This is a genomic window from Aquihabitans sp. McL0605 (assembly GCF_049993875.1).
Classification (GTDB): domain Bacteria; phylum Actinomycetota; class Acidimicrobiia; order Acidimicrobiales; family Iamiaceae; genus Aquihabitans.
In genome coordinates this window covers 1,169,092-1,186,263 of the sequence record NZ_CP188252.1, presented here as the reverse complement: position 1 = coordinate 1,186,263, position 17,172 = coordinate 1,169,092, and the positions used below count along the sequence as shown (strand labels likewise).

Genomic DNA, 17,172 nt, shown 5'->3' with positions numbered 1-17,172 from the left:
CGCCTCGGCGCCCCCGCACCACCTCCGTGCTGCGGCCGCGCCACCCAGCCGCCCGCCTCCCCTCGCCGCTCGCCCTGATGGAGCCCCTGCCATGCTCGACGCCGCCCTCGCCGCCCAACTGAAGACCCACCTCGAGAAGCTCACCCAGCCCATCGAGCTGGTCACGTCGCTCGACGACGGCGCCAAGTCCGCCGAGCTGCTCGGGCTCCTCGACCAGATCGCCGCGCTGTCCGAGCGCGTCTCGGTGGTCCCCGCCGACGACGACGAGCGCCGGCCGTCGTTCCTCGTCCGCCGCGCCGGCACCGACGTGGCCGTGCGCTTCGCCGGCATCCCCCTCGGCCACGAGCTCACCTCGCTCGTCCTCGCCCTGCTCCAGGTCGGCGGCCACCCGTCCACCGCCTCCCCTGAGCTCATCGCCCAGATCCAGGCGCTCGAGGGCGACCTCCGCTTCGAGACCTACTTCTCGCTCACCTGCCAGAACTGCCCCGACGTGGTCCAGGCGCTCAACCTCATGAGCATCCTCAACCCGAGCATCCACCACGTCGCCATCGACGGCGCCCTGTTCCAGGACGAGGTCGACGAGCGCAAGGTGCTGGCGGTCCCGTCCGTGTTCCTGAACGGCGAGCCGTTCGACCAGGGCCGCATGAGCCTCGAGCAGATCGTCGCCAAGCTCGACACCGGCGCCGCCGAGCGCACCGCCTCGGAGCTCGCCGCCAAGGACCCGTTCGACGTGCTCGTCGTCGGTGGCGGTCCCGCCGGCGCCGCCTCGGCCATCTACGCCGCCCGCAAGGGCATCCGCACCGGCGTCGCCGCCGAGCGGTTCGGCGGCCAGGTGCTCGACACCATGGCCATCGAGAACTTCGTGTCCGTCTCCTACACCGAGGGCCCCAAGCTGGCCTCGGCGCTCGAGCAGCACGTCCACCAGTACGACGTCGACATCATGGACCTGCAGCGGGCCACCAAGCTCGTGGCGCCCACCGAGCCCCACGGCCTCGTCACCGTCGAGCTCCAGGGCGGCGCCACGCTCTCGTCGCGCACCGTCGTGCTGTCCACCGGCGCCCGCTGGCGGGCCATGAACGTTCCCGGCGAGGACGAGTACCGCAACAAGGGCGTCACCTACTGCCCCCACTGCGACGGGCCGCTGTTCAAGGGCAAGCGCGTCGCCGTGATCGGCGGCGGCAACTCCGGTGCCGAGGCCGCCATCGACCTGGCGGGCGTGGTCCGCCACGTCACCCTCATCGAGTTCGACGACGCCCTGCGCGCCGACGAGGTCCTGCAGGCCAAGCTCCGCAGCCTCCCCAACGTCGACATCATCCTCGGCGCCCTCACCACCGAGGTGCTGGGCGACGGCGCGCAGGTCACCGGCCTCACCTACACCGACCGCGCCACCGACTCGTCCCACACGGTCGACCTCGACGGCATCTTCGTGCAGATCGGGCTGCTCCCCAACACCGAGTGGCTCGAAGGCACCATCGAGCTGTCGCCCCGAGGCGAGATCGTGATCGACGACCGCGGCCAGACCTCCATCCCCGGCGTGTTCGCCGCCGGCGACTGCACCACGGTCCCGTACAAGCAGATCGTGATCGCCATGGGCGCCGGGGCCACCGCCGCCCTCAGCGCCTTCGACCACCTCATCCGCACGCCTGCCCCCGTCCCGGCCGACGGCACCGTCGACCGCGAGCCCGCGGTCGTCTGACGCCCCACCGGGCGGCGCCGGCCCCCGGCGCCGCCTCGCACCCTGGGGCAGACTCCCCAGGGCCACTCGGACCGGGAGGTCACCCGTGAACCTGCGCGATCTCGAGTACCTGGTCGCCGTGGGCGAGCACCGCCACTTCGGCAAGGCCGCCGAGGCGTGCATGGTGAGCCAGCCGACGCTGTCCACCCAGCTGAAGAAGCTCGAGCAGGAGCTCGGCGTCGACCTCATCGAGCGCAACCCGCGCCACGTGATGCTCACCGCCACGGGCGAGCGGGTGGCCGAGCGGGCCCGGCTCATCCTGGGCGAGGTCGACACCATCCGGGCCTTCGCCCGCCAGGCCACCGACCCCGAGGGCGGCACCCTCCGCATGGGCCTGTTCCCCACGCTGGCGCCGTACCTCCTGCCCCACATCGTCCCGGCCGTGCACGAGCGGTACCCCAACATCGAGCTGCTCCTCACCGAGGAGAAGACCGAGGTGGTGCTCGACCTGCTGCGCGCCGGGCGCCTCGACGTCGGCATCTTGGCCCTGCCCGTCCACGACCCGTCCCTGGAGCAGCAGCTGCTGTTCACCGAGGACTTCGTGCTCGCCGTGCCCGCCGGCCACCCCCTCGCCGCCGACGGCGGCCCGGTCGACCCGTCGGTCCTGGCCGGCGAGCAGGTCCTGCTGCTCGAGGAGGGCCACTGCCTGCGCGACCAGGCGCTCTCGGTGTGCCGCCTCACCGGTGCGTCCGAGCGGCGCGGGTTCCGCGCCACCAGCCTCGAGACGCTGCGCCAGATGGTCGCGGCCGGCGTCGGGATCACCCTGCTGCCCGAGCTCGCCGTCGCCCCGCCGGTGCCGGCGTCGACCGACATCGTGCTGCTGCGCTTCACCGAGCCGGTCCCGCAGCGCGAGATCGCCATGGTGTGGCGCCCCACCAGCGTCTACCGCCAGCTGCTCCCCGACCTCGGCCACCTCATCGGCGACCTCGCCACCGCCGTCGTCCGCCCCACCCCCTGACGCACCCACCCCTGACGCGACCGGCCACCCGCTCGGGTGAATCCCGACCAAGTAGGTCGGCTATCGTCTCAGCACCGCCTGGGCAACGGTGCCCGGGTCCCTGGACCTCCCGAGGAGCCATCCCATGTCTCGACGCACCCCCGCCGCGCTCGCCGCGCTGTTCGCCCTCTCGCTCCTCGCCGTCGGCTGCGGGAGCAGCAGCGATGGTGCGTCGGGCACCACCACCACGAAGGCCGCCGGCTCGGCCGAGAGCTGCAAGACCGCCGACCTGCCCCTGAAGACCGCCGGCGCCCTCAAGGTGGCCACCGGTGAGCCGGCCTTCGAGCCGTGGGTGGTCGACGACAAGCCCGAGAACGGCAAGGGCTTCGAGAGCGCGGTGGTCTACGCCGTCGCCGACCAGCTCGGGCTGAAGAAGTCGGACGTGTCGTGGACCCGGACCGGCTTCGACGAGGCGGTGGCCCCGGGCAAGAAGGACTACGACTTCAACGTCCAGCAGTACTCCATCACCCCGGAGCGCGACAAGGTCGTCGACTTCTCCGACGGGTACTACACGGTGGAGCAGGCCGTGATCGCCAGCCCCAAGGCCGACATCGCCAAGGCCACGTCGCTGGCCGACCTCAAGGACGCCCAGCTCGGCGCCGCCATCGGCACCACGAGCCTCGACTACATCGAGAACTACATCAAGCCCTCCAAGCAGCCGCTGGTGTTCGACGACAACGCCGCGGCCAAGGCGGCGTTCGACGCCGGCCAGGTCGATGGGATCGTCTTCGACCTGCCCACCGCGTACTACATCACCTCCGCCGAGATCACCGATTCGTCCATCGTCGGGATCCTCCCGCAGCAGGGGAAGGCCGAGCAGCTCGGGTTCCTGTTCGAGGAGGGCAGCCCGCTCGTCTCGTGCGTGAACCAGGCGCTCAAGGCGATCAAGGACGACGGCACGCTCGCCGGCCTCCAGAAGCAGTGGCTCAGCCAGGGCGGCGACATCCCCACCCTCACCAAGTAGACCGCGATGACGGGGCCCGACCCGGCTGGTCCGGTCGAGGTGGTGGGGCCCGGGCCCGGGTTCTTCGGGGCCCGCCCGGGTCGGCGGCCGCGCTCGGGCGGCTCCCGTGAGGAAGGGGCGCGCACCGCCCTGATCGCCACCATCAGCACCCTCGTGTTCCTCGTCGTCGTCGGCGTGCTGGTGGTCCGCAGCCCGAACTGGCCGAAGGTGCGCGAGCAGTTCTTCGATCCGCAGCAGTTCCGCGACGCGTGGCCGGCGGTGCTCCACGGCTTCTGGACCGACATCAAGATGTTCGTGATGGCCATCATCGCCATCCCGATCCTGGCGGTGCTGCTGGCGGTGGCCCGCAGCTTCCGGGGCCCGGCGTTCTTCCCGATCAAGGCGCTCGCCATCGCGTTCATCGACATCATGCGCGGCATCCCGATGATCTTGTTGATCCTCCTGCTGGGGTTCGGCGTGCCCGCGCTCCAGATCCCGGGCTTGCCGTCGGGCGCCATGTTCTGGGGGGTCACCGCCCTCACGCTCTCGTACGCGGCGTACACCGCCGAGATCATCCGCTCGGGCATCGACGCCGTGCCCGAGAGCCAGCGCTCGTCGGCCCGGGCCATCGGCCTCACCCAGGGGCAGGCGCTGCGCTACGCGATCCTCCCGCAGGCCGTCCGCAACGTGATCCCGGCGCTGATGAACACGGTGGTGAGCCTCCAGAAGGACGTCGCCCTCGTCAGCGTGCTGGGGGTCCGGGAGGCCGTCCGCGAGGCGCAGATCATCACCTCTCGCACGTTCAACTACACGGCGTACGTGACCGCCACCGTGCTGTTCCTGCTCGTGTCGATCCCCATGGTGCGCATCGTGGACCACCTCACCAAGCGCGACCGCGCCCGCCGATCGCAGGTGGCGGTGTGAACGAGCAGACCGAGCCCAAGCTGCACGTCGACGGCATCACCAAGCACTACGGCGATCGCCTGGTGCTCGATGCCATCGACCTGCGCGTCGACGAGCACGAGGTGGTCTGCCTCATCGGGCCGAGCGGGTCGGGCAAGTCCACGCTGCTGCGCTGCATCGATCTGCTGGAGCCCATCGACAGCGGCCGGGTGCTGCTCGACGGCGAAGACATCACCGCTCGGGGTGCCAACGCCAACGCCGTCCGCCGCCGCATCGGCATCGTGTTCCAGTCGTTCAACCTGTTCCCGCACATGAACGTGCTCGACAACGTCACGCTCGGGCCGCGCAAGGTCCAGCGCACGCCGAGGGCCGATGCCGAGGCCCGGGCGCGCGAGGTGCTCGACCGCCTGGCGGTGGGGGAGCACGCCGCCAAGTACCCCGAGCAGCTGTCGGGAGGCCAGCAGCAGCGGGTGGCGCTGGCCCGCTGCCTGGTGAGCGATCCCGAGGTCTTGCTGCTCGACGAGATCACCTCCGCCCTCGACCCCGAGCTGGTGGGCGAGGTCCTGTCCGCCATCCGGGACCTGGCCGCCGTGGGGATGACCATGGTGCTCGCCACCCACGAGATGGGCTTCGCTCGCGAGGTGGCCGACCGGGTCTGCTTCCTGCACGAGGGCCGGGTGCTCGAGTCCGGGCCTCCCGCCCAGGTGCTGAAGGAACCGACGGAGGAGCGCACCCGCCAGTTCCTCCGCCGCGTCATCGAAGCCGGCCGGCTGTAGCCGTCGCTACGGTCGCGCCCGTGCCCGACGCCCTCCGCCAGCTCCTGCTCGACGCGGCCGACGACCGGTTCCCGCCGTCCGATGGCGGCGTGACCATCGTCCCGCCCGACGCCACCACCGGGCTCCACGCCGCCCTGAGCTTCACCGCCCACGCCGTCGTGGCCACCGATCGGACGGCCGACGACGTGGCGGCCTGCGGGGTCAACGGGATCGAGGGCATCCACGCGGCCGACACCCTCCGGGCGCTCGCCGGCCCCGGCGGCTGGATCGGCGTGCTCGACGTGGTGCTGGTGGCCCGGGGCCGGGGCACAGGCGGCACGTCGCTCGCCCCCACCGACCGCTTCGACGACCACCACCGGGTGGCCTATGCCCGCGACCTGCGCACCGACGTGCTCGTGCTCGCCGACGAGCGAGGCCTGGTCACCCTGGGCCGCGGGCTGGGAGGGCGCACCGAACTGGGCTTCGAGCTGATCGACGACCGCCACGGCCAGGGCCACGGCCGGGGCCTGCTGGCCGACACGCTGGCCGAGACCCCGGAAGGGGAGGTGGTGTTCGCCTCGTGCGCGCCCGGCAACGCGCGCAGCCTGCGCGCCCTGCTCGCCGTCGGCTTCCGGGTCATCGGCGGCGAGGTCCTCCTCCGCCCCGTCCGCTGAGCGGTACGGTCCGGCCATGACGTACTGCCTGGCCATGCGCCTCGACGAAGGCCTGATCTTCCTGTCCGACACCCGCACCAACGCGGGGATCGACAACATCGGGACCTACCGCAAGATGCACGTGGTGCACGCCGCCGACGACCGCGTGTTCGTGCTGGAGAGCGCCGGCAACCTGGCCACCACCCACGAGGTGCTCGACCTGATCGAGCGAGACCTCAACACCCCCGGCGAGCACACCAGCCTCGCCACCGTGAACCACCTGTTCGAGGCGGCGCTCTACATCGGCGAGCTCAGCCGGTCGGTGGTGAAGCGCCACCGCGAGGGCCTCGCCACCGTCAACGCCGACGCCACGTCGACGTTCATCCTCGGCGGCCAGATCGCCGGCGACCGGCCCGACCTCTTCCTCGTCTACCCCGAGGGCAACTACATCCGGGTCTCCGACACCCGCCCGTTCTTCCAGATCGGCGAGACGAAGTACGGCAAGTTCATGCTGGAGCTCGCCGTCCACGCCAAGGTCGGCCTCGACGACGCGGTGAAGATCGCCCTCAGCTCCATGCTCAGCACCGCCCGCGCCAACCTCTCGGTGGGCCCGCCCTACGACCTCGGGACCTACCGCAACGGTTCGCTGCACCTGGTCGAGCACCGCATCGAGGAGGACTCCGAGACCCTCGCCCGCCTCCACGACGCGTGGCTCCAGCTCCTCACCGACGCCATCGACCAGCTCCCGCCCGTCCACGTCGAAGGCTGACCCGACCCTCCCTTCAGACGGGGCGGTGCCAGAAGGTCCAGCGGGAGACGGCGATGAAGCCGAGGCGCTCGTACACCCCGCGGCCCAGGTCGCTCGCGATCAGCGCGGCAGGCAGGTCGGGATCGGCGGTCATGGCCGACGCGGTCAGGGCCGCGCCGTAGCCGCGGCCGCGCACCGCAGGATCGGTGGTCACCATCTCCACCAGGTTCACCCCTTCGGCCACGTGCGAGCTGGCGGTGGCCACGGCCCGGCCCGCCACCCGGCCGATGAGGAACTGGGTCGGACCGCCCAGCACCCGGCCGTCGTGGAGGGAGCCCCAGCGGTACGGGAGCAGGCCCGGCTCGGGGAAGTGCTGGGCGAGCGCCTGCTCGAACTCACCGAGCGACCGGTCGCCGTAGACCCCTTCGATGGTCAGCTCCGAGGGGACCTCAGGCCCCGCCCCGCCGGGCGGGCGGACCATCAGCGGTGGGTGGCCCACCAGCACCCAACCTCGACTGGTGAGGTCGGGCACGGCCGTGGCGGCGACCAGCGAGACCGGACGGTCGGCCGGCACCACCTGGTCGACGCGGCCGAGCACCTCCTCCCACGAGTCGGGCTCGGCCAGGACCAGCGCCATGTTGGTGAACACGCCGCGCTCGGCCTGCCAGGCCACGGCGAGGTCGGGGTCGGCGACGTGGGGGCGGCCCATGCGGCGGGCGGCGTGGACGACGCGGTCGGCGCTGGCGGCGAGGGCTCGGTCGGTCAGGGTTCGGTCATCGGTGAGGGTGCTCATGCCCCATGGGCGCCAGATCTCACGTGGCAGTGCCAGACGGTGGTCCGCTCGGGGCGGTAGCTGCACGAGGTGCCGGTGCTGACCGAGTTGGCCAGGTGCCGCCCGAGCTGCGGGTGGACCGCCTCGATCCGGCGGATGGCGTCCCGGATCCGCGCCGACACCGCCTTGCGCATCCGCTCGATGGGCTCGGGCCCCGCCGCTCGGGACCGCCCGTGGAGGCCGACCGACGCACTGAGCTCATCGACCAGCAGGTCGTGCTCGACCCGCGCCCGCTCGGCCCGGCCGATGTCGTGGGCGGCGTCGGCATCGTCGATCTCCTCAGCGAGCTCGGTGAGCCGCCCGCGGTAGGCCTCGATCGCCCGCCGGTCGAGGGCCTCGCCGCCGCGGCTGCGCGCCAGCTCGGTGGGCACGCCTTCGAGCTCGGTCACGCTGACGTCGGTGCCGGGCCGGGCCAGGAGGACCGCGAGGTCGGCCAGGCCCTTGCTGTGCTTGAGGATCACCGACCGCCCTGCATAGCTGAGGTGCCACACCTCGCCGTCGCGCTCGAGCTCGTTCGGTGGCTCGCCGGCCGGTGGGCCGGACTGGGGCAGCGCGAGCGCCGCGGCGGGGGAGAGGACCAGGTGGTGGGCGCCGCAGGCGGCGAAGCGCTCGTCGGCGTCGCGGTCGAAGGCCGCGACCTCCGCCGGGTCGGCGCCCGCTCCCTCCGAGCAGCGCGCCAGCGTGCGCAGCGCCGCGGCGCTGACCATCCCGCCGAACGGTGCGGCCAGCTCCACCGCAGCGAGCGCGTGGGCGACCGCCTCGTCGGGACGGCCGAGCGCGGCGCACCCGGTGGCGACCGCGATGCCGACGGGGCCGTACAGCCCCGCGCCGATCCCCTCGAACGCCATGAGGTGGGCGAACGGCTCGAGCGCCCCGACGGCCAGCGGCAGCAGTGGGTGGTCGAGCGCGGCAGCCGTGCGCACCACGTTGAACAGGTTGGCCAGCCACTCGGCATCGACGGCCACCTCTTCCAGGCCCACGGCGTGGAGGCGATCGAGCAGGGCGGCGGCCTCGGCGACCTGGCCGGCGTTCAGCCGGGCCCAGGCCATCGACCCGATCGCCGAGAGGTAGTCGGTGAGCTCGGGCGCATCGGTCCCGAGCGACTCGACCATGGCGATGACGCCGGCGTGGTCGCCGCGCTCGTCGGCGATCATCAGGCGCGCCACCGCCGCCAGCATGGGCCCGTTGGTGCTCCCCGCCGCCCGGCCCAGCGCCTCGACTTCATCGATCTGGGCCTCGGCCTGGTCCAGGTCGCCCACGATGAGCGCGTGCTGCGCGCCCCACAGCGGCACGTACCAGGAGTACAGGGGGTTGGCCAGGACCGCGGCGCGGCGGGCGAACGCGCCGGCCTCGTCGTCGACCGCGGCCCGGTCACCGGCTTCGAGCGCGGCCACGAACCGGAGGCGCCGGCCCAGCAGCTCGAGGGGGCCATCGCCCGCCGCCACCGCGACGTCGACGATCTCGGACGACTCGGCTCGCCGCAGCGCGACGTGGGCCGGTCCGGCGATGGCGTCGCAGTGCGCAGCCAGGGCCCGGGCCAGGACGACAGGGTCGTGGTGGCGCCGGGCCAGGGCGACGGCCTGGTCGGCGAGGACGAGGCGCCGGTCGGTGTCGGCGGCCAGCGACAGCGCGACGGACAGACGGGCCAGCACCATCGCTCGCACGATGTCCTCGTCGGTGGCCTCGAGCACCCGGGCCGACTCCTCGAGCAGGTCGATCTGGTGCTGGTCGAAGAGGCGCACCTCGAACCCGGCCACGTCCGCGCTGAAGCCCAGGGCGGCATGGGCGAGGAGCGTCGGGGAGTCGGCGCGGCGCGCCAGCGCGGCCAGCTCGTCGAACGCCCGGCTGGCGCCCTGGGGGTCGCCGGCCAGCAGCCGGGCGCGGCCCAGCCCGCTCAGGGCGTCGGCGCGGACGTCGGTGTCGGTCGTGGCGCGCGATGCGCTCAACGCCCGCTCGAAGTGCATCGCCGCCTCCTCCCAGGCGATGGCACCGAGGGCCCGGTCGCCCGCGAGCACGGACCAGACGGCCGCCTCCAGCTCGTGGCCCGGACCGGCGGCCAGCAGGTGGGCCGCGATGCCCGCTGGCTCGTCGCCGGCCTCCTCCCCGGCCCGTGCTGCCTCGGCGTGGAGCGCCTCGACCGTGCTCGAGGCCGCCAGCTCCAGCGCCGCCTGCCGGAACAGGTCGTGCACGAACGCCCAGCTGCCGGTGGGGGCGGAGCGGTCGAGGATGCGCAGCGACCGGGCCCGCTCCAGGTGGGCGGCGGTGGCGTCCTCGTCGGCGCGGAGCAGCCGGGCCACCCCCGAACCGGTGAACTCGGCGCCCAGGACGGCGCCGGCCACCAGGGCCTCCTGCTCGGCGGGGGTGAGGGCCTGGAGCCGTTGGCCGAGCAGGTCGCGGGCGCCGTCGGGGAGCACACCGGAGGCGCCGGGCCCCAACTCGTCGGTGAGGAGCCGGCCCATCTGGACGATCAGGAACGGGTTGCCGGCGGTCAGCCGCACCACCTCCGGTGCCAGGGTGCTGCCGCGGCCCGACCCCAGGTGCTCGTCGAGGAGCTCGCCCACGGCCCCGGTGGAGAGCCCGCGCACCGGGATCCGATCGGCCCGGCCTCCCAGCCCGTCGAGGGCGAGGCGCGGCTCCGCCTCGGTGTCGCGGTACGTGCCCACGAGGAGGACGGGGAGCCCGGGGAGGTCGGCCGCAACCGTGCCGAGGAGGCTCAGCGTCCCCGGATCGGCCCAGTGGAGGTCGTCGAGCACGAGCAGGGCCGGCCGCTCGGCGGTGGCGCCCTCCAGGGCGGCGACCACTGCGCCGTAGGCGGCCGCTCGAGCGGCGGTGGCGGCGGTGGCATCGCCGGCATCGGTGCCGAGCAGCAGGTCGATGGCATCGCGGCCCGGTGCCCCGAGCCCCGACAACAGGCGCAGCCAAGGGGCGTGAGCGGACGCAGCCCCGCCCGCCGGGCAGCCCGCCCACCGCACCGTCATCGCCTGCTCCCGAGCGGTGGTCGCCAGCTGCTGGGCGAGGGTGGTCTTGCCGATGCCGGCCTCGCCGTGGAGGAGGATCAGCCGGCCGTTGCCGGCGGCGGCGGCATCGAGCCCGGCACGGAGGTCTGCCATCGCTCGAACTCGCCCAGGATCCTCCCGCACGGCCACGCGCGTGACGTTACCCAGCGTCTGGCGATACCAGGGCTGATCTGGCGCCTACGGGGTGACGGTCGCACACGGCGGCCGATCCGAGACAAGGAGCTCCACCATGCACCTCGCCACCTACGACTTCGACGGCGATCCCTACGCACTGCAGGCCGGCTACGAGCGCCTCGTCGCCGCCTTCGACGACGAGGTCATCCTCAACCTGTGCGTGAGCCGGCCCGACGGGATCACCGTCTACGACGCCTGCCCGACCCTTGCTGACTTCGAGGCCTTCTCCACCAGCGACGCCTTCGCGCAGGCGCTCGCCGCGGCCGGCCTCCCCGAGCCTCGCACCACCTCCCTCGGCACCGTCACCGCCGTCCACGGGACCATGGTGTCGGTCTCCGCCTGACGCGACGCGGCGCGCCACTGCCCACCCCCGGAACTACGCACGGCTCGAGCGCCTGAGGCGACTCGAGCCGTGCGAGGTTCGTTTGGGAGGGGAGTGGGGGCTACTCGGCCGGCGGTTCGGCGGAGCCCAGGGGCTCCATCGTGGACTCCACCTCCTGGGCCGTCTCGGCCAGGGCCTCGCCGACCTCGGTGCGCCGGCGACCGTCGCCGTTGCCCGAGCCGTTGGTGAGGGTGCCGTTGCGCAGCGCCTGCATCAGGGTGGCGGCGAGACCTTCGAAGCTTCCGCCACCGCCGGTCACGAGGACCTCCGGCATGATGTCGATGCCGCCTTCGCCGATGGCGCCGGCGACGGCCACGAGGGCCGTCGACATCTCGCCGATGGCTTCGCGCTGGGCGTCGTAGCCGGTGGCCTTGGCCACGCCGAGGGCCTCGGTGGCCTTGGCCTCGGCCAGACCGATCGCCCGCAGCTTGTCGGCCTCGGCCTCACCGGTGAGGCGCACGTAGGCGGCTTCACCGCTGGCCTGCGCCTCTCGGGCCTGGGCCTCGTTGCGGTTGATGTCGACCGACACGGCCGACCGGGCGAGCGACGACTGCATGTCGGCGGTGCCCTTGGCCTTCTCGGTCTCGATGCGGGCCGTCTCCGCCTTCTGCTGCTCGACGAACGTGGCCCGCTCCTGGTTGGCGATCTCTCGCCGGGTCAGGACCTCGACCAGCTCCTCGGGGAACACCACGTCTTGGATGTAGACGCCGCGGGTCTCGACCTCGTAGGCCGACAGGTACTGCGTGACCGCCTCGAGGGCGGCGCGCTGCACGGCCTGGCGGGTCTCGATGAACTGCACGGCCTCGAGCGCCTGGAGGGTGTTGCGGAAGTGGTTGCCCACCGCCGACTGGAGGACCTCGTTGACCAGGTTGACCATGGTGCCGACCATCGAGATCACCTTCGGCGCCCGGGTGTCGGACACGTGGATCTGCACCTGCAGGTCGATGGTGAACACGAAGCCCTCACGGCTCTTGCCGATGATGGGCTCGAGCCGGGAGTCGAGGTCGTGCGCCTGGGAGTTCGACGTGCTCCAGTTGAGCGTCAGGATGAACGTCGGCACGATCTCCGCCGCGTAGACGCGGGGGTTGATCGGGTACTTGCCGGTGCGCAGGGGCTCCTGCCAGATGCCCCGGTGGCCGGGGCGGACGATGGAGCCGAACTTGAACTCGGAGCCCGACGTGTCGAGCGTGGGGAGGCCGACGAAGCCCTTGATGACGGCCACCTCGCCCTGGTTGACCACGAGCATCGGCACCATGTCGACGCGGACGAGGAACGGGTTGAGCAGGTAGGCGCCGTACTGGAGCGGGTCGTGCTGGAGGCCGATGCGCCCGCCGGCGTCGAGGAACTTCTGGAAGTCCTGGTAGTTGTTGTGCTCGTCGTTCTTCGAGCCGAGGAGCGTGTCGATCAGCTCGGCGTCGGTGGCGTCGGGCTGCTGCTCCATGGTCTCGATGTCCTGGAACCCGCCCAGGCGGCTGGCGATGTCGCCCGACTCGAGGGGCTGGCCCTCCAGCGTGGTGACGATGCCGACGACGTCCTGACCGCCGCTGGGGGCGATGACCACCACCTGGAGCTGCCGCGGGTCGAGCCCGAACGACTCGGGGGTGAGGCCCTCGCCCTTGTTGAGGCGCACCAGCTCGGGGGACACGGGGAGGCCGAAGACCTGGCGGCTGCCGATCACCATGAAGGCGACGGGGTGCAGCGGCACGAGGGTGCCGGGAGGCAGCACCGGGCGCTGCACGCCCTTCTGGCCGCCGCCGTTCACGAACCCCGACAGGTCGGAGAAGTTGCCGAAGGCGGCGTCGTACTCGGCGCTCTTGGCGCCGATCGGGACGGGCCCGCCGACCTGGGCGATGACCACGCCGATCTCACCGGCGGGGATCTGCACCCACGGGAACTTGGTGACCGCGAAGATGGGCCACACCCGGACGCGGAGCCCAGGCATGAGGAGCGTGGCCTGGTAGCCCGCCTCCCCCTTGAACGCGACCGGGTTGTCGTTGCGCAGCTTGCGAACGCTGACCCGCTTGTTGACCAACCCCACTTCCGCCGGACCGATCTTGTGCACCGACTTGAGCAGCACGTAGGCGATCAGCGCCACCACGGCGAGGATCACGATGCTCGATATCGACATCTGAGCTCTCTTTCTTCCGGCGCCGCACGATGCGTCGCCATCGGGGTGAGCGTAACAAGACGTCTGAATGAGCGAAAGAGGATCTTTGGGGTACTGTCAGCGGCGTGGGTTCCAGCGCCGCCCGTCGCGTCGGGCACATCCGGTCCTTGGGTGACCACTGGTACGCCTGGACCGACGGCGTCCCTGCCTCCGGCGAGCTGCGGGTGCACGCGGCGGTCCAGCACGACGGGCGCTACCACCTCGACGCCATCGGCTACGAGGGCCCGGTGTCGGCCTCGCTGCTGCGCACCATCCCCGTGGGCCGGATCGAGGCGGCGGTCAACGCCCTGGCCCGCCACGGCAACGAGTCGTCGAAGGGCCGGGCCGAGGCGCGGGTGCCGGCCAAGCTCCGCGAGCACGCCGTGCCCGGCTACCCCGATGAGTTCTACGAGGTGGTCGCCCGGGCCTACCGCCTGCTCGCCGCCGACAGCTCCCGCCCCGTCGTCGACATCGCCGAGGCCAACGACGTCCCCGTCACCACCGCCCAGCGGTGGGTGAAGGAGGCTCGCCGCCGCGAGCTCCTGCCGCCGGGCCGCCGGGGCAAGGCCGGCTGAGGCGGCCGGGGCCGCTCGCTCGCTCAGCCCGAGATCCGGTCGGCGAGCTTGCGCAGCATGGTCATGTTGCGGCCGGTGTTGAGGGCGGCGCCGGCGGCCTTCCAGTCCTTGGGCTTGAGGAGGGTGTCGAGCGACTTGCCCTCGATGTGCCAGTGGACCTCGGCGCCGATGACCTTCAGCTCGTCCTTCTCACCTGACATCGCCTCGATGGCCTTGGCCTCCGCCGCGCTCGGGGCCGTGCGGAGGAAGACGGCCAGGTGGGTGGTGCCCGAGTCGATCGAGCCGAACGGGGTGCGCCCGGCGATCTCGACCACCTGATCGGCGGGGCGGATGAACGCCTCGGCCAGGAAGCCGAAGGCCTCCTCGATGGCGGCCTCGACGAGGGGCTCCAGGGTGGTGGACCGCTTGGCCGAACTGAAGATGGCGTTGCCGGACGCGATGTAGGTGGACACGTCGTCGAGCCCGGCGGCTTCGAGGACCCGGCGCAGCTCCGCCATCTCCATGCGGCGCTTGCCGACGTTGACGGCTCGGAGGAAGGCGACGTGGCGAGGCACGGCGCGGACCCTAGCGAGCGCTCGCCGCTCACGGGGCCGGCACCTCGCCGTCGGCACCAGGGACCTTCGACCCTGTTCCGGGGGGCCATGGGCCTCTGTCGGCCGATCCGCCCGGTCCGGAGGATGGAGCCGTCAACTCCCCACGCCCTCGGAGGCATCTCGTGAGCTCCGCCAACCAGACCCTGCTGGCCCGATTCGCCGTCGCCACCTCGATCTTCGCCCTCCTGCTGGTGGGCGTCGTCGCCGTGCACGGCACCAGCCAGTCCACCGACGCCGGCGCGGCGGCCAGCGCACCCGTTGCCGTGGGGTTGAGCGAGTTCGCCATCGCCCCCCAGACCATCGTCGTGCCGCTCGGCGGCTCCATCGCCGTGACGAACAGCGGGACGATGGACCACAACCTCACCGTCCTCGACACCGCCATCAAGACCACGCTCCTGAAGGCCGGGGCCACCGAGGCGCTCGACGTGTCCAGCCTCGAGCCCGGTGAGTACGAGGTGTTCTGCTCCGTGCCCGGGCACAAGGACTCGGGCATGACGGCCAAGCTCACCGTCACCGACGGCAGCGCCGGGAGCGCCACCGCCGCGGCCGAGACCGCCTCGTCGGAGCACGCCGACCACGCTGCCGCCGACCTCGGCTCGCTCGAGTCGACCGACCCGGTGGCCAAGCGCTTCGACAAGCAGATGCAACAAGGCATGGACGAGGGTGTGGCCGCGTTCCTGGCCAACGCCGACAAGTACGCGGCCGGCACGATCCCCACGGGCAACCAGGTGCTGAAGCCCACGATCCTCCCCGATGGCACCAAGCAGTTCCACCTCACCGCCGCGGTCACCGACTGGGAGGTCAGCCCCGGCAAGGTGGTCAAGGCGTGGACCTACAACGGCATGGTCCCCGGCCCGTGGATCAAGGTGGACCCCAACGACGACGTCGAGATCGTGCTGACCAACAACCTCCCCATCAGCACCGACATCCACTTCCACGGCGTCGACGTCCCCAACGACCAGGACGGCGTGGCCGGCATCACCCAGGACTACATCAAGCCCAACACCACCTACACGTACAAGTTCAACGTCGGGCCCAACAACCAGCAGGCGATGTACCACGCCCACTACCACGGCCAGGAAGCCGTCCTGAACGGGCTGTTCTCGATCTTCCAGGTGGGTGAGGTGCCCATGCCCAAGGCCGGCACGTACGGCCAGGTCCAGGTCCCCGAGAACGTCAAGCCGGCCCAGGAGATCCCGATGGTGCTCAACGACGCCGGGGTGATCGGGCTGTCGCTCAACGGCAAGGCCTTCCCCGAGACGGCACCGATCGCCGCCAAGAAGGGCGACTACATCCTCCTGCACTTCTACAACGAGGGCCTGGTCGGCCACCCGATGCACCTCCACCGCCAGCAGCAGCTCGTGATCGCCAAGGACGGGTTCGCCCTCAACTCGCCCTATCAGGTCGACACCCTGTGGGTGGCGCCCGGTGAGCGCTACAGCGTCTTGATCCACGCCGACGAGGTCGGCACGTGGGCCTTCCACTGCCACATCCTCAACCACGCCGAGAGCGACACGGGCCTGATGGGGATGGTCACCGCGATGGTGGTGACCGACCCCAAGGCCTCCTGATCTGGAGGGGCCGCCCCCGGAGCTCGCTCCGGGGGCGGGTTGCCATGCGCGGCGCGGCTTGCCAGGCTGCCCCCACCTATGCCGTGGCCATCGTGGAACCAAGCAGCGGTCGCCGCCCTGGTGCTCGCCGTGGTCGCCCTGGTGGCGCGCCGGTTCGACCACCCGAAGGCGAAGACCACCGCCGCCGTCGCCCAAGAGGTGGCGCTGGTGTCGTTCCTCTACATGCTGTGGCGGTTGGCACGGCAGCTGCCCCTCACCCACGAGCAGGGCGCCGAGGAGCGGGGCCGCTGGATCTACCGGTTCCAGCGGTCGGTCCACCTGCCGTCCGAGCTGAGCATGGAGCACTGGCTCAAGGCCCACCACTGGGCGGCCACGCTCACCGTCGACTACTACGCCACCGTCCACGTGCCGGCGCTGATCTGCTTCCTCGTGTGGATGTGGGTCCGCCACCCCGACGACTACCCGCGCTGGCGCAACGTCCTGGCGATCACCACCGGGTTCTGCCTGTTCATCCGCTTCATCCGGGTGGCACCGCCCCGGCTCCTGCCCGACCTGGGCTTCTACGACATCGCCGCCCAGATGGGCCACGACATCTACGGCCCGGCCGGCACCGGCGCATCGGACCAGTTCGCCGCCATGCCCAGCATCCACATCGCGTGGGCGGCCATCGTCGGCTTCGGCGTGTGGACGGTCACCAAGAGCAGGTTCCGCATCGTCGGGCCGCTCCACCTGGTGCTCACGTTCTGGGCGGTCATGGCCACCGCCAACCACTGGTGGCTCGACGGGCTGGTGGCGATGGCGCTCGTCGGCATCGCCCTGCTGATCGACTCTGGCGTCCGCACCCTCGTCAGCCGGCGACGACGCCCCACAGCGTCAGCACCAGCACCACCGACCCCAGAGCTCGTCGCCACGGGTTGACGCCCCGGACGATCTCGTCGATCGCCCACCACCCGATGGCCGCGGTGGCCACCACCGTCACGAGCGTCCCGAGGTCGCCGCCGGGGTGCGAGAGCCGCCGGATCACCACGGCCACCAGGAACGTGGCGAGCGCCAGGTTGGGCGCCTGGGCGATCGTGATCCGGCCGGTCTCGCGGTTGCGGAACGCCCAGTCGAGCGCGCGGCGGATCATGTCCGCAGTCCTAGTCCCC

The 17,172-nt window shown here is 71.9% G+C and carries 16 protein-coding genes; 11 read left to right on the top strand and 5 right to left on the bottom strand.

Annotation, left to right across the window (positions count from 1 at the left end; genetic code table 11):
• Window positions 1-91 precede the first annotated feature (91 nt).
• The 7 genes from ahpF to ACPPVX_RS05350 all read left to right on the top strand — a co-directional run bounded on the left by ahpF (window position 92) and on the right by ACPPVX_RS05350 (window position 6,755).
• Window positions 92-1,696 carry an alkyl hydroperoxide reductase subunit F gene (ahpF, locus tag ACPPVX_RS05380; protein WP_426573871.1) on the top strand — a complete coding sequence of 535 codons (1,605 nt, stop codon included), beginning with the start codon at window positions 92-94 and terminating at the stop codon, window positions 1,694-1,696.
• An 85-nt stretch (window positions 1,697-1,781) separates the two neighbouring features.
• A complete protein-coding gene (locus ACPPVX_RS05375; protein WP_426573870.1) occupies window positions 1,782-2,693 on the top strand; it encodes a LysR substrate-binding domain-containing protein in 912 nt (303 codons plus the stop codon).
• Window positions 2,694-2,817: 124 nt separating this feature from the next.
• Entirely contained in the window at window positions 2,818-3,696 is an 879-nt protein-coding gene (locus ACPPVX_RS05370; RefSeq protein ID WP_426573869.1) for a transporter substrate-binding domain-containing protein, read from the top strand.
• Between the two features lie 6 nt (window positions 3,697-3,702).
• Window positions 3,703-4,599, top strand: a complete 897-nt coding sequence (locus ACPPVX_RS05365) for an amino acid ABC transporter permease (RefSeq protein WP_426573868.1) — start codon at window positions 3,703-3,705, stop codon at window positions 4,597-4,599.
• Window positions 4,596-5,354: an amino acid ABC transporter ATP-binding protein gene (locus ACPPVX_RS05360; RefSeq protein ID WP_426573867.1), complete on the top strand. Its 759-nt coding sequence runs from the start codon at window positions 4,596-4,598 to the stop codon at window positions 5,352-5,354. The genes ACPPVX_RS05365 and ACPPVX_RS05360 overlap by 4 nt, the downstream gene beginning before the upstream one ends.
• 20 nt (window positions 5,355-5,374) lie before the next feature.
• Window positions 5,375-6,007, top strand: coding sequence for a GNAT family N-acetyltransferase (locus ACPPVX_RS05355; protein WP_426573866.1), 633 nt, complete (start codon window positions 5,375-5,377; stop codon window positions 6,005-6,007).
• 16 nt (window positions 6,008-6,023) lie between these two features.
• Window positions 6,024-6,755: a hypothetical protein gene (locus ACPPVX_RS05350; protein ID WP_426573865.1), complete on the top strand. Its 732-nt coding sequence runs from the start codon at window positions 6,024-6,026 to the stop codon at window positions 6,753-6,755.
• A gap of 13 nt (window positions 6,756-6,768) precedes the next feature.
• Here ACPPVX_RS05350 and ACPPVX_RS05345 read toward each other — a convergent pair whose 3' ends face one another.
• Window positions 6,769-7,527 carry a GNAT family N-acetyltransferase gene (locus tag ACPPVX_RS05345; RefSeq protein WP_426573864.1) on the bottom strand — a complete coding sequence of 253 codons (759 nt, stop codon included), beginning with the start codon at window positions 7,525-7,527 and terminating at the stop codon, window positions 6,769-6,771.
• Window positions 7,524-10,706, bottom strand: coding sequence for an ATP-binding protein (locus ACPPVX_RS05340; protein WP_426574991.1), 3,183 nt, complete (start codon window positions 10,704-10,706; stop codon window positions 7,524-7,526). Before ACPPVX_RS05340 ends, ACPPVX_RS05345 begins: the two co-directional genes overlap by 4 nt.
• 106 nt (window positions 10,707-10,812) lie before the next feature.
• Between ACPPVX_RS05340 and ACPPVX_RS05335 the strand changes: the two genes are divergently transcribed.
• On the top strand, window positions 10,813-11,100 hold the full coding sequence (locus ACPPVX_RS05335) for a hypothetical protein (RefSeq protein ID WP_426573863.1): 288 nt from the start codon (window positions 10,813-10,815) through the stop codon (window positions 11,098-11,100).
• A gap of 100 nt (window positions 11,101-11,200) precedes the next feature.
• On the opposite strand, the gene ACPPVX_RS05330 is transcribed toward ACPPVX_RS05335, so the two are convergent.
• On the bottom strand, window positions 11,201-13,267 hold the full coding sequence (locus ACPPVX_RS05330) for an SPFH domain-containing protein (RefSeq protein WP_426573862.1): 2,067 nt from the start codon (window positions 13,265-13,267) through the stop codon (window positions 11,201-11,203).
• 104 nt (window positions 13,268-13,371) lie between these two features.
• On the opposite strand from ACPPVX_RS05330, the gene ACPPVX_RS05325 reads away from it, so the two are divergent.
• Window positions 13,372-13,860, top strand: a complete 489-nt coding sequence (locus tag ACPPVX_RS05325) for a hypothetical protein (protein ID WP_426573861.1) — start codon at window positions 13,372-13,374, stop codon at window positions 13,858-13,860.
• Between the two features lie 23 nt (window positions 13,861-13,883).
• On the opposite strand, the gene ACPPVX_RS05320 is transcribed toward ACPPVX_RS05325, so the two are convergent.
• Window positions 13,884-14,414, bottom strand: a complete 531-nt coding sequence (locus ACPPVX_RS05320; protein WP_426573860.1) for a DUF1697 domain-containing protein — start codon at window positions 14,412-14,414, stop codon at window positions 13,884-13,886.
• Between the two features lie 161 nt (window positions 14,415-14,575).
• Here ACPPVX_RS05320 and ACPPVX_RS05315 point away from each other — a divergent pair, with 161 nt between their 5' ends.
• Together ACPPVX_RS05315 and ACPPVX_RS05310 are read left to right on the top strand one after the other, a co-directional pair.
• Window positions 14,576-16,024 (top strand): multicopper oxidase domain-containing protein, encoded by a 1,449-nt coding sequence (locus ACPPVX_RS05315; protein ID WP_426573859.1) that lies wholly within the window; start codon window positions 14,576-14,578, stop codon window positions 16,022-16,024.
• 78 nt (window positions 16,025-16,102) lie between these two features.
• Window positions 16,103-16,942 (top strand): phosphatase PAP2 family protein, encoded by an 840-nt coding sequence (locus ACPPVX_RS05310; RefSeq protein ID WP_426573858.1) that lies wholly within the window; start codon window positions 16,103-16,105, stop codon window positions 16,940-16,942.
• Here the strand turns inward: ACPPVX_RS05310 and ACPPVX_RS05305 are convergent.
• Entirely contained in the window at window positions 16,872-17,153 is a 282-nt protein-coding gene (locus ACPPVX_RS05305; protein WP_426573857.1) for a hypothetical protein, read from the bottom strand. The genes ACPPVX_RS05310 and ACPPVX_RS05305 overlap by 71 nt on opposite strands.
• Window positions 17,154-17,172: the final 19 nt, after the last annotated feature.